Source organism: Rhizobium sp. L43 (genome assembly GCF_002531725.1).
Taxonomy (GTDB): domain Bacteria; phylum Pseudomonadota; class Alphaproteobacteria; order Rhizobiales; family Rhizobiaceae; genus Rhizobium.
Genome location: NZ_NWSQ01000001.1, coordinates 197507 through 210148, shown reverse-complemented (window position 1 = coordinate 210148; position 12642 = coordinate 197507). Strand labels below are relative to the sequence as shown.

Annotated in this window: 10 protein-coding genes; 7 read left to right on the top strand and 3 right to left on the bottom strand. The window is 61.6% G+C overall.

Annotation, left to right across the window (positions count from 1 at the left end):
* The first annotated feature begins 528 nt into the window (after nucleotides 1-528).
* The 7 genes from CO667_RS01035 to CO667_RS01005 are packed head-to-tail and all read left to right on the top strand — an operon-like array spanning nucleotide 529 to nucleotide 7347.
* Nucleotides 529-975 carry a DUF805 domain-containing protein gene (locus CO667_RS01035; RefSeq protein WP_097616883.1) on the top strand — a complete coding sequence of 149 codons (447 nt, stop codon included), beginning with the start codon at nucleotides 529-531 and terminating at the stop codon, nucleotides 973-975.
* Nucleotides 976-978: 3 nt separating this feature from the next.
* On the top strand, nucleotides 979-1737 hold the full coding sequence (locus CO667_RS01030; RefSeq protein ID WP_097616513.1) for a hypothetical protein: 759 nt from the start codon (nucleotides 979-981) through the stop codon (nucleotides 1735-1737).
* Nucleotides 1730-3040, top strand: a complete 1311-nt coding sequence (locus tag CO667_RS01025) for a hypothetical protein (protein ID WP_097616512.1) — start codon at nucleotides 1730-1732, stop codon at nucleotides 3038-3040. Before CO667_RS01030 ends, CO667_RS01025 begins: the two co-directional genes overlap by 8 nt.
* A 58-nt stretch (nucleotides 3041-3098) precedes the next feature.
* Nucleotides 3099-4055, top strand: a complete 957-nt coding sequence (locus CO667_RS01020) for a MoxR family ATPase (protein WP_097616511.1) — start codon at nucleotides 3099-3101, stop codon at nucleotides 4053-4055.
* On the top strand, nucleotides 4056-5375 hold the full coding sequence (locus CO667_RS01015; protein ID WP_097616510.1) for a DUF58 domain-containing protein: 1320 nt from the start codon (nucleotides 4056-4058) through the stop codon (nucleotides 5373-5375).
* Complete coding sequence (locus CO667_RS01010; RefSeq protein ID WP_097616509.1) at nucleotides 5375-6451, top strand: stage II sporulation protein M; 1077 nt, start codon at nucleotides 5375-5377, stop codon at nucleotides 6449-6451. The genes CO667_RS01015 and CO667_RS01010 overlap by 1 nt, the downstream gene beginning before the upstream one ends.
* Nucleotides 6448-7347 carry an RDD family protein gene (locus CO667_RS01005; RefSeq protein ID WP_097616508.1) on the top strand — a complete coding sequence of 300 codons (900 nt, stop codon included), beginning with the start codon at nucleotides 6448-6450 and terminating at the stop codon, nucleotides 7345-7347. Before CO667_RS01010 ends, CO667_RS01005 begins: the two co-directional genes overlap by 4 nt.
* Before the next feature lie 129 nt (nucleotides 7348-7476).
* Here CO667_RS01005 and CO667_RS01000 read toward each other — a convergent pair whose 3' ends face one another.
* The 3 genes from CO667_RS01000 to CO667_RS00990 all read right to left on the bottom strand — a co-directional run bounded on the left by CO667_RS01000 (nucleotide 7477) and on the right by CO667_RS00990 (nucleotide 12517).
* Complete coding sequence (locus CO667_RS01000) at nucleotides 7477-9390, bottom strand: adenylate/guanylate cyclase domain-containing protein (RefSeq protein WP_097616507.1); 1914 nt, start codon at nucleotides 9388-9390, stop codon at nucleotides 7477-7479.
* Between the two features lie 530 nt (nucleotides 9391-9920).
* Nucleotides 9921-10799, bottom strand: a complete 879-nt coding sequence (locus tag CO667_RS00995) for an FkbM family methyltransferase (protein WP_097616506.1) — start codon at nucleotides 10797-10799, stop codon at nucleotides 9921-9923.
* A complete protein-coding gene (locus tag CO667_RS00990) occupies nucleotides 10799-12517 on the bottom strand; it encodes an adenylate/guanylate cyclase domain-containing protein (protein ID WP_097616505.1) in 1719 nt (572 codons plus the stop codon). Before CO667_RS00990 ends, CO667_RS00995 begins: the two co-directional genes overlap by 1 nt.
* Between the last annotated feature and the right edge of the window lie 125 nt (nucleotides 12518-12642).

The window sequence follows — 12642 nt, the reverse complement described above, 5'->3', positions numbered from 1 at the left end:
GGCTATGCAGGAAGAGAAAACCGCATGTGGCGCCCCGAGGCGGGCCGCGAATGGCAATGACCTAGCGTCGGGACATGCCACATGGGAAGGTTTCGATGAATGCTGGTGTCATGCAACGCCTCCCTTGTTCGATCTAAAGCGGTGAGCGTTTTCTACCGAACCAATTCGCTGTTGCCAAGCGGATATTTGCAACCTGACGGAAAGTGATGCGGAAACGACACACCTTGTGCGCTTGCGGGTCAATGGCTCGGCGGACTTGCTCACAACGGCATCGCCGCGAGTGGCCATTCCTCGCTCTCGCCCATATCTTCCCGTCAGACACTCGTCCGATGGCTCCCGCCTCAATAGGGGCGCGGCGTTGAAAAAGTCACTACAAGCGTTGCTTTAAAATCGTGAGCCCAGCGACCGGCTTATTGCAATTTCTACGTTTGAATTGTAGCTATTTTTCATCCGAAATTATTATCAAGCAAAACGTTGATTGGGCTGTGGGTCATTGCCTTGCAGCAAGTAGACATAGGGGCATTCGAAGTGGGGTTTACTGAAGCTGTTCGAACAGTTCTGACGCAGAAATATGCAACATTCTCCGGCAGGGCCTCCCGCTCGGAATATTGGTGGTTTCAGCTGTTTTATTTGTTGTTGGCTGTCGCAATAGTAATTTTGGCCTTCGCGGCAGGCGCCTTTTCCGGTCAACAGGGCGGAACTTCGTCGCTGGTCGTCGCCCTTATGGTCATCGGCGGATTGTTGGCGCTTGCCCTCGTTTTGCCGATCCTATCTCTTCAGGTTCGTCGCCTTCATGATCGCAACATTTCCGGTTGGTGGTATCTGGCGCTGATCCTCTTGGGCATGGTTCCCACTATCGGTTCCGTTACGGGTCTCGCGATCACTGTTCTTTCCGCGATGAAGGGCACGGACGGCCCCAACAAGTTCGGGCCGGATCCGTTGCGTCCCGACGCGAGAGCAGAGGTCTTTGCCTAGAACATGACCATCCGCAATCTCGGCCTGCTGGTGGTTCTGTTGCTCGCTGCCTCGGCTCAGTTTCCGCCCGCTCAGGCGCAGGACAACACCAGTCAGCAGGTTGCGGGCGGCGATCGTCAAAGGAGCCCCGCCGGAGCCGAATATGCCGCGCAGTGCCAGCAGAATGGATTGCGCTGCACGCTCGTCTATGGCGACGCTTCCGCAAAAGACGAACCGGTATCGAATACGACGACGTCGTCACCACAACGCCGGCCGCTGACGATCTCGCGGGAGCCGGTCGTCAGCGGTCCTCTGGCGGTTGCTGCCGTGCTTGTCGGTCTCATTGTGGTCATCGGCCTGTGGATCCGCTTCGGAAATGGCGGTGTGCTTCTCTCATCTGCTCCACGCGACGTGAAGCGACAGGGAGAGGCGCCGGAAAGCTGGCGCACGTCGGCAGCCGAGGCCGAGGAAAAGCCGAGCGATTTCCTGCAGCGTATCGCCGCCATGGCGGATCGCCGGCAGGCGCTTGTCCTGCTGCTCAGGCACTGCCTGCTGCACGCGGCCGACATCACGGGAACGCGTCTTTTCCGTTCGGATACGGAGCGTGCGGTTTTCGCCCGCCTGCCGCGAGATATGCCCGAGCGCGAACGCCTGGAAAATTTTCTGACGGCGGTGGAGCTCGTTCACTATGGCGGCCGCACGCTTGCGGAAAGCCATTTCGGCGTCCTTCTGACGACCGCGCGCGGCTTGCTGTCCTCAGGCAGAGTGGCCCCCAATGCGTAACTCGGGACCTCTTCTGTTTCTGGGGCTGTTGCTGGCGCTGGCGGCGGCGGCAATCTTTGCGCTGTCGCGCGGAAGCGATTTCGACCGCTCGCCCCTGGGCAACAAGGGGTTGGAATTGTGGCTGCAGGCCAAGGGTATCCCTGTCGTTCGATCCGACCCTCATGTCGCCCGCGCGCGTTCGGAAATCTCGCTGCGCATTATTCCTTTGTCGATCCGCCAAGGCGAGGCTGCCGCATCTCAGGCAAACGAGGATGCGGATGACGCAGGCCCGGAAAACCCGGTCCGGGAGTCGAACCGCTATGCGCTGCCGACGCTGATCGTTTTGCCGAAATGGCGCGGCAGCGTGTCGACGGAGGGGGTTGCCGACAAATCGGCACTGGTCGATCTCGCCGATATCGGCGGCGAACTCGACAAGATCGGCTATTCCGATTTTGGCTTTGCCCGCAGCAAGACGGGTTTCGAAGAGGCGCAGCCGCAGCTGAAAACGGGCCAACCGATCAAGATAGCCCTCTATCAGGCACAGACCTTCGAACGGTCGAGCCTGCCGAGCGGCTGCCAAGAGCTCGCCGGCACGCCGCTGGGGGCGCTGCTCCTGCGTTGCACTGATAACCCCAACGTCTATCTGCTGTCGGATCCGGACCTGATGAACAATCATGGACTGGCTCTCGCCGACAATGCCTCCTTTGCCGTGTCGCTCGTTACGCTGTTGCGCAGAGCGGGCGAAACGCGGCCGGTCTATCTGGATACAGCAGGCCTACCTCTGGATAGGAAGAAACCGGTCGACGAGGGCCGCTCCTATGAGCGCTCCGCCAGCGATTTCAAGCGGTTTTTCGTCTATCCGCTGTCCCTCATCTGGGGAACATTGCTCGTCGTCGCAGCTGTTTGTTTCTGGCGCGGCGCCTATCGCTTCGGGCCGGCTTTGCCCGAGGCATCCGCAAACACCGAGCTGTCGAAGACCGCCGCAATCGACGCGATGGCGCGTCTGCTGCGCCTGTCGGGCAATGATGGCCGGATGACCGGACAGTTCGTGCTGCATCTGCTGGCGGACAAGGCGCAGCAGCTCTTCGGCCCCGGAGCCGGAAACGAGGCCGGCATAGCGCGGCTGTTTCAGCGTCTGGCGCGCCGCGATCCGGCGGCGGCGAAGGCATTGCATTCGTCGGCGCAGGCGCTGATCGATCGCGGACATCTGATGACGCGGGCGAGCCTGCACCGCAATCTCGAGACATTCAGAAAATCGCTGGAGCAGGATGATTTCAGGCCGGTCGGCCTGAAATCTGAATCCTCTTCCAAATCAAAGAATTAGAGCATGATGCCGAACAGCGCCTGCGCCTTTCGGCATCATGCTCCAGGGAGCATCGACCTTGGATCTAGGTGAATTTCGCAATCTTATCGCCGCGGTTCGTGGCGAAATCGGCAAAGCGGTGCAGGGGCAGGATGCGATCATCGATCTCGTCCTGATCTCGCTCTTTGCCGGTGGGCACTGCCTGGTCGAAGGGCCGCCCGGCACGGCCAAAACCCTGCTGGCCCGGTCGGTCTCCGCCGCCATGGCGCTGCAATATCGGCGCATCCAGTTCACGCCCGACCTGATGCCCGGCGATGTGCTGGGCGTCAATCTCTTCAATTTTCAGACGAACCAGTTCCACCTGACCAAAGGCCCGGTCTTTACCGACATTCTTCTCGCCGATGAGATCAATCGCGCGCCGCCGAAGACGCAATCGGCCTTGCTGCAGGCAATGAACGAGCGCATGGTCACGCTTGACGGAACCGATTATTCCCTGGGGCCGGATTTCTTCGTGCTTGCCACGCAGAACCCGATCGAGCAGCAGGGCACCTATCCTCTTCCGGAGGCACAGCTCGATCGTTTCCTGTTCAAGCTTATCGTCGATTTTCCCGACCGCGATACGGAAATTGCCATCCTCTCCAAACACGCGACCCAGGCGCTGAAATCAGACCTGCGCAATGCCGGCATCCGTCCGCTTGTCACTAGTGCGGCACTCGCCGAAGGCCGCGCGCTGATCGATGCGATCCATCTCGACAACACGATCCTGACCTATGTCGTCGACCTGGTGCGCGCCACGCGCTCCGATCCCGACATTCTCTATGGCGCATCGACGCGCGCCGCAGACGCCCTTGCCGCGGCCGTGCGTGTGCGCGCCGCCTTCGAGGGCCGGGATTACGGCTTGCCCGACGATGTTCAGGCCTTGCTGGTGCCGGCATTGCGCCATCGCATCGTGCTGTCGCCCTCGGCGGAAATCGATGGCCGCACGCCTGATGAGGCGTTGCGCAACATCAAGAACCGCGTGGATGCGCCCCGTTAAATGCGGCCATCCCCCACTCTGATCGCGCTCGTTCTGATAACAGCCGCGGTGACGGTGTTCACCAGCGTGTGGTGGCGCGACATGAGCTATCTCCTGCTCCTCATATGGCTTGTGCTCGCAGCCCTCACGGTCGTCGATCTCGTTCTCTCCAACCTGTCGGGCAGGATGACGATCGATGTCGATCTGCCGCCGCAAGGCTTTGTCGGCCACACCGCCGAATTCATCGCGGACATCCGGCCGCAGAAGAAAGCGCTGCCTGGGAAAATCGAAATCCGGCTCGATCTCGCGCCCGAGCTGGTCGTCTCCGAAACCAGATGGATCACCCCTGCATCGGGCGCTGGAGAAGGGGAGGTCAAGGCCACTCTCGAGCTTCGTCTGACCCGGCGCGGACGATACGCGGTCAACGCGCTGTGGCTGAAGTGGCCATCGCGATGGAAGCTGCTCGAGATGATCGCCCGCATGCCGGTCGGCAAAGAGATCGCCGTCCAGCCCGACATATCGCCGGTGCTATCCGGGGCGATCAAGACCCAGATCCTGCCGCTGGAGGCCGGCCAGAAGGATTTGCGGCTGCGCGGCGAGGGATCGGAGTTCCATCAGCTGCGGGAATTTGCAAGCGGCATGGATCCGCGCAGCATCGATTGGAAGCGGTCGGCGCGCATGCGCAGTCTCGTCGTGCGTGAGATGCGGGCCGAACGAAATCACCAGATCATCCTCTGCGTCGATTCCGGGCGGCTGATGGCCGAGCAGCTTGCCGGCTTCACCAAGCTCGATCGCGCCATCAATGCCGCGCTCGCCATGTGCTGGGGCGCGGGCCTTGCCGGCGATCTCGTCGGCTTCTACAGCTTCGACAGCCGTCCGCGTCTGTTCGTGCCGGCCTTGCCCGGACGCGCAGCCTTTCCGCGGCTGCAAACGGTTTGCGCCGGGCTGCGGTACGAAACCCAGGAGACCAACCACACGCTGGGGCTGACCCATCTGTCCGGGCGGCTGAAGCGACGGTCGCTGATTGTGATATTCTCCGATTTCGTCGACACCATCACGGCGGAACTGATGATCGAGAACATACAGGTGCTCGCCCGGCATCACTTCGTCGTCTATGTCGCCTTGCGCGATCCGATGCTGGCAAAGCTCATCGAACCCGAGGAAATGACGCTCGATGCCGTCGCCCGCTCGGTCGCGGCGCGCCAGATTCTGCAGGAGCGGCGCGCCGTCATGGAAAAGCTGACGCGTCTCGGCGTGCTTTGCCTCGACAGCACGCCGGAGGCGCTGACCTCGGATCTCATTGCGCGCTACATCGAAATCAAATCCCGTGAGATGGTATGATGGATATCGGTATCGACGGCAGGATAGATAGTGGCGCGACGGTCAATGCTGGCGCTGTTCAGAACGATACGCTTCGCTCGGCCCGCTTCCGGCTGGAGCGCGAGGCACACTGGCGTCAACTGGACGAACTGGTGACGCGTGCCGAGAAGGGTAGCGCAGCGGCGCTCGGTTATGACGAGGTCCGCAATCTCGCCAGCGGCTACAGGCAGGCGATGAACTCGTTGAGCGTGGCGCGCGACATCTCTCTCGATCGTGCGCTGATTGCCTATCTGGAAAGCCTCTGCGCCCGGGCTTATCTCGTCGTCTACGCTCCGCAGGAAAGCCTGGGCGGCCTGATCAGCCGGCTGCTTTCGCACGGCATCCCGCAGGCCGTGCGCCGGTCGGTCTTGCCTCTGTTCATCGGTTTCCTGGCGCTCATTCTCGGGGCGGTCGCCGGTTACCGGCTCTACCAAAATGATCCGAGCTGGTTCTATACCTTCGTGCCGCCCGAGATGGCCGATCAGCGCACGCCCGATGCTTCGACCGATTATCTCCGCTCGACCATCTATGGCGATGAGGGCCATGACAGCGACCGGCTGGCGGCGTTTTCCGCCTATCTCTTTTCCCACAACACGACCATCGTCATCCTGATCTTCACGCTCGGTGTTTTCGTGTCGGTGCCGAGCTTCATTCTGACCTTTTACAACGGTCTGATTCTCGGCGCTTTTTTCGCGATGTTTGCGCGAAAAGGGCTGGGTTACGACGTCTTCGCCTGGCTCTCGATCCACGGCGTCACCGAGCTTGCGGCCATCGCCATTGCCTGCGCGGGTGGGGCAAGGCTCGGACTTGCCGTTCTCCTTCCCGGTGCCAGAACGCGCAAGGAAGCCCTCCGCCACCAGGCGCATGATGCCGTCAAGCTTGCCATCCTCGCGGGGCTGATGCTTGTCGCGGCAGCCTTCATCGAGGGCTTCCTGCGCCAGCTGATCCAGGATCCGACCTGGCGCATCGTCATCGGCTGGGGGATGGGCGTCTTCTGGGTGGGCTGGCTGCTGCTCGGAGGCCGTCAAAGCAAAGCTTCGCGCGAGGTTGTGCGATGAACCAGTCAGTGACGGACGGCAAGCGCGTCGAGCAGTTCATCCCGCCGGAAGGCGTCCCGATCACCTTCGCCATTGCCGCGATCGGAACCCGTTTCGGCGCGCAATTCCTCGACATCCTCTTCACCTCGATCATCATGTTCGTCTGCGCTATGGCCATCCTCTTCACAGGCGTGCTGCCTATGACCGCCGAGGCGATGCTCATGGTGCTGCTCGGTTTTCTGGTGCAGATCCCCTATTACATCCTCTCCGAACTCATCTGGAACGGACGCACGCTCGGGAAAAGAATAACCGGCATCCGCGTCATCAACATGGACGGACGGCGGCTGACGCCGCACCAGGTGACCGCACGCAACCTGATGAAACAGGTGGAGATCTTCGCCCCCATGGGCCTTTTGGCGTCGGTCGGCACCCAGTCGGCCTGGGAAAACAGTTTGACGAGCCTCTGGCTTCTGGTGGTGGTCATCGTCCCCTTCACCAACCGACGCCGGCAAAGGCTTGGCGACATCATCGCCGGCACGCTGGTGGTCGACACGCCACGCTCCGTGCTCTTGTCCGACCTCGCGCTATCTGCTCCTGCGGCCGCATCGCCGCAGGCGGGATTCGAATTCTTGGCCGAGCATCTCGATGTCTACGGCAAATATGAGCTGCAGACGCTGGAGGACGTGCTCCGCGACGCGACGAAGACGTCCAACCACAAAGAGATCGAACAGATCGTGCGCACCATTACCCGGAGGATCCGGTACGAAGACACCGTGAAATCAGGCCAGGAGCTGCTTTTCCTCAACGAGTTCTACCGCGCCCAGCGCGAGCATCTGGAGAGTTTGAAGCTGTTCGGGACGCTGCGCGAGAACAAGTATCACGAGCATACGCGGACAGAGGCGAAGAAGCTTGTTTGAAGTGGGGTGAATGCGTTGGGCATGGAAAGTGGCAGGTCACCGCCATCAAATGATGATCGCGATCGGACGTAGCGCGTCTGACGCATGGCGAACTCCGAGAAATTCGTGGAAAATGCGACGTGCAATAGCCTAACCACCGCTCTCCCCAACGAGCTCCCACAGATCAACCTTCTCAGCCCGCCCCTTGACCTGCACCCGCCCCAGCGGCCGAAACGCGAAGCTGTTGCCGACAGCCGCGTGGATGGCCGCGCTCACGAGGATCGACGTCCCAAACTCCTTGTTCAACCCTTCCAGCCGTGAAGCCACATTGATCGTATCGCCCATGGCCGTGTACTGTTGTCGCGAAATCGCGCCGAAGCTGCCGACGACCGCGGGGCCGGTATGCAAGCCGAATCGCGTGATGAGCGCGGGACGGCTATTCCTGCTGTTTTCTTCGTTCAGGCCGTCGATCGCCGCTTTCATGGCCAGCGCACATCGACAGCCGTTTTCGGCATGCTTGGCATCCGGGACAGGGGCGTTCCACATGACGAAAATGGAGTCGCCGAGATATTGGACGACTGTCCCGCCATGGCGCTCGGCGATAGTGTTCAGCAGCTCGAAATAGGCCGACAGCGTATCGACCACGTCCTCGGGTGAATTGAGCTCGGATATGGTCGTGAAGTCTCTGATATCGGTGAACAGCGCGGTCACATCCTGTCGCTTCGCTTTGACGACCGCTCGCCCTTCAGGGCTGACGATCCGCCGAACGACTTCACGCGGAACATAGAGGGCAAACTGGCCGATGGCGTGACGGCTTGCCGAGAGCGCGCTCGCCAGCGTGTTGATCTCTGAGATCCACGAATGCGACAAAGCTTTCTCGCCGACATCGAGATCGCCGATCCTGCGCGCCTCGTCGGCGAGTCGATAGAGAGAGCGGCTGACCATGCGCGAAAGCCCCACCGATGCAGCGACACCCGCGAGCACGAAGGCGCTGGCAATCAAGAGATTGCGCACGAGCAGCCGGTTGGCCTCAGCCACAAGGTCTTCCAGCGGCACGACGATTGCGGCCGTGCTTGCCTGGAACAGGCCGGATACGCTGACGGCAGCGATCTGCACGAGATAGGTTTCGCCATCAAGATCGAGCCGTGCCACGCCGCCGCTTGCGAAGGCGGGATCCTGCCGCAGCCTGGCCACGGGTTCGAGGCTCGGATCGAAACCATTCGCCGTTGTGGCGAAGGCGCCGGATGTTCTCGACCATATTGCGATGATCCTGCTCATGATATCAGGATTGGAATGGGCGACGAGATTGCCGTCTCCATCGACAATGTACGCGCGGGCATGCGGCGAAATCCCTCGCGCATCCAGCAGGCGGCTGACGGTCTGCAGGTGAATGTTGATGCCGACGACCGCCTGCCCATCATCCCTCATCGGCGCTGCGATCGTCAGCGTCGGAACCTTGAGCGTTCCGGCGACATAGGGTCCGACGGAGATCGGCACACCGTCCTGAATGACGGATTGATACCAGGGGCGTTGCCGGGGATCGAAGGATGCGTACTCGATGTCCCGCTCGCCGATCGGCCTTGCCTGGCTGTCGAGAAAGCGAAGCGTTGATATGACATCAGCGCTTTGTCTGTTTGCGATCGTTCTGATCGCGAAAGCCGCACCATCAGGTGCTGCGAGGGTCTGGCGAACGTCCTCCCGTGCCGTATTGATGACCTGCAGATACGAGCCGTCAGGGTATCCGGCATAGATGCTCGTGGCGTGGGGGACGTTTCGCAGAACTTCCAGAAGGAACTCCTGTTTGGCCTCAAGGTCCCGAGGCGGCGGCGAGACGAGCTGCGGCAGGGTCGATGCCAGCGCGACCGCCTCGGTGCCTGCCTGCAGCGTGTTGCGGTATCCCTCGATCAGCCGCAGGCTCATATCGCGCATCTGCTGCACGCCGGCATTCACCGCAGCATCGCTTCCCTGCCTGAATGCCATCCAGATGATCGGCATCGACGTGCAGAGCAGCGAGGCTACGACCAGGACGCCGAGATGCACTCTGAGCGGTTTAGACCAGTGCACGAGATTTCCCTCGAAATGCGGACCGCCTCAGCGCACCTATCGTCCCAAGGCTCGTCTAACCGTGCATGAAGCGCGTCCCCAATAACGGCAGCTAACCGCTTTTTTCGGGCTTGCACAAGATCCGGCCTTCGCTCGCCGGCGGCGCAACAAGCCGAACCTTCTCTTCCAGCCCGTTCTGGCGAATGTCGAGGGCAAGCGGCGGGAAATTGCGCGGATCGGGAGCGAAGCTGCCGAAAGCTGGCCGACATGTCGGTCCGTGGGCGGAGGGAGAGCCAGATAGTGAAAAGTGTACCGTGCAGCCCCCTCATCCGACCCTGCGGGCCACCTTCTCCCCGCTGGGGAGAAGAGGGAGAATGCCGCTTCGTCATCGACCCCATTGGATGGAGTGCCGTTGAGCAGGCGGGTTCGTTTGGCAGTGCAGGAACGACTTGCTCCGTCTTCTCCCCAGCGGGGAGAAGGTGGCCCGAAGGGTCGGATGAGGGGGCCGCACGGCACGATGCCAACGATGATCAGTTTATCCCCAAGCAAATCTAAGGCAAAAACAGCACGTTATACTGCTCAAACTCCCCCGGCAGATCCCGCACCTTCATCTCCACCTCGCGGTCCTCGAAGAGGACCAGGCAATCCTCATAGAAGCCCGACAGCATCGATATGAAGGCTTTCGTGCCCTCCGGCCCGTAAAACAGCGGCGTGAATTCCATATGGAGCGGCACGCGGCGGGCAAGCAGCGGCAGCATCGAGCGGCAGGCGACCGGCTCGTAGCCTTCGATATCCATCCAGACCAGGCCGATCGAGGCGGGATCGATCGCAAGGCCGGCGAGGATCTCGGATACCGGCTTTACCGGCACGCTGATCTTTTTGTCGGTCGGGCTCTGGCGGATGGCGCTGCTCTTGCCGTGATTGTTGAGGTTGAGGAAAAAGTCGATCTCGCCTTCGCTCTCGCCGGCGGCGCAATTGACGAGCCGGACCTTCTCCTCCAGCCGGTTCTGGCGGATGTTGAGGGCAAGCAGCGGGAAATTGCGCGGGTCGGGCTCGATGCTGACGATCTGGATGTATGTATCGCTCAACGCGAAGTAGACGGTCTGGGTGCCGATATTGCCGCCGATCTCGAGCAGCGTCGCATCCTTCCTGAGCAGGCCGCGCTCGCGCAGGATGACGATCAGCCGGTCGACGGCCTCGCGCTCGAAATGGCCCTTCCGGAAGACCTTGCGGCCGATATAGTCGGATGGCGAGAAGGTCATCAGATGGTCGCCGGCGTCGACCGTCATCGAGACGACGCGCGGCCCGATATTCTCGATCAGCAGCCGGCGGCCGAAGCGGGTGTCGAAGAAGCGCGAAGCGGCTCTATTGCGCGCCTTGCGCAGGCGGCGGCTCCAGTATTTGGCGGTCAGCCAGGGCTTGCCGGGCATCAGTCTTTTCCTTCGAGCGGTTCTGCCGCTTTCTCTCTCGGAATGACGTAGACTTTCAAGGGCAAGGCCCGGCCGCGCACGTTGATTTCACGGCTTTCGATGCCGGAAAGATCGGCGCCGGAAAGGTTCGCCACCGGTTCGGAGATGACGATTGCCGCCTCGAACTCCTTGGCGGCACTTTCCAGCCGGCTCGCGACGTTCACGGTATCGCCGATCGCCGTCATGCTGCGCACTCGCCCGTAGCCCATCGTGCCGACGACGGCGGGACCGGTGTGAATGCCGATCGCGATGCGCAGCGGCAGCGCCAGTTCCTCGGCCAGTTCGGCGGCGAGTTTCTCGATCTCGGCGACGATCGCCGCAGCCGCCGTGAGCGCCTGGCGGCAGGCTTGCTCCGGCGCGGTGTTGAGGCCGAAGAGCGCCATGGCGCCGTCGCCGATGAACTTGTCGAGCCGCCCGCCTGCCTGTTCCACAGCCTTGCCGATGATGGCGAAATAGCGGTTCAGCAGGAAGACGACATCGAAGGGCAGGCGGGTTTCCGTCAGCGTGGTGAAATGGCGGATATCGACGAAGAGCACGGCGATCTCGCGCTCGCGGCCGGGGCTGGTCTCCTGGCTGTTGGCCGGAAGGGCCGCTTCGAGCGCCGGCACGAGCAGTGGCGCGACCGCGACATCACGGTTCGGGCGAAGCTGGCAGGCAAGCCGGACATCCGGACCGGCATTGATGCGCCGGAGCGTCGTCTGTTCCATCTTGTCGGGGGCTGGCAGGCCTTCGTAATCGCCAAGGATCTGCACACGGCAGGTGGAGCACTGGCCCTTGCCGCCGCAGACGGCGTAGTGCGGCAGGCCGCCGAGCCGGCTTGCCTCCAGCACCGAGAAGCCGCGCGGCACGCGGATCACCTCGCCGCCCGGATAATGCACGGCGACCTGGTTGAGCCGCTCCTTCAGCTTGCGCCGGGCGCGGGCGATGACGACGATTAGCAGCGAAGCCGAGAAGGCGCCGTAGAGCCCGGCGCGGATCATGGCGACCTGACGGTGAACCTCCGGGTTTGAGACGTAACGGGTGTTGACGCCCTCCTTGTAGGCGCTGATCGTCATGGCCTGCTGGTAGGAGGGGTCGGCCAGCGTGCGGCCCATTTCGACGAAGCCGAGCAGCGAAAGCACCGGCACGAGGATCGCCAGCGCCAGCAGGAGGGGCGCAAAATTCGGGTACCAGGGGCGGTAGCGCAGCCAGAAATGGATGCCGATGCAGCCGTGGATCCAGACGGCGACGACAGCAAACCCCTGCCGCAGGCCGTTCGTCGGATTCCGGATCCAGAGCATGCTGACGACCGCCTCATAGTCGTCGATATAGCCGTAGAGCTCGTGGGCGATGCGGGTGCCGATGACATGATCGAGGAGAAGCAGCGGAATCATCAAACCGAGCACGATCTGCGCCATTTCGCCCTTTGGCATGACGAGGCTGCGTCTGACATAGATGGCGCGCAGCACCAGCGCGATATGGATCAGAACCGAGGCATAGAAGATCGCCGTCCCCAAAGGATTGCGCCAGATCGCGAGAAAGAGGCGGGCGGCTTTATCGGCGGCGGAGACTGAAATCAGGCCGATCGCATGGTTCGACAAATGCAGCAGGACGAAGATGAAAATGACGAGGCCGGAACCAAGCCTTGCCCTTCTGATCGAGCGCTCCGAAAATATCCCTGTGGCCGAGACCGTCGTCATTCATTCCCGTTCTTGTCGATGCAACCGCAGGCCCATAGAGATTGAGAAAGAGGCGGAATTGCTTCCATCGCGATCACATTCCATATGCTTATGCGCAAGTTTTAGGGAAATGGACAATAGCGGAG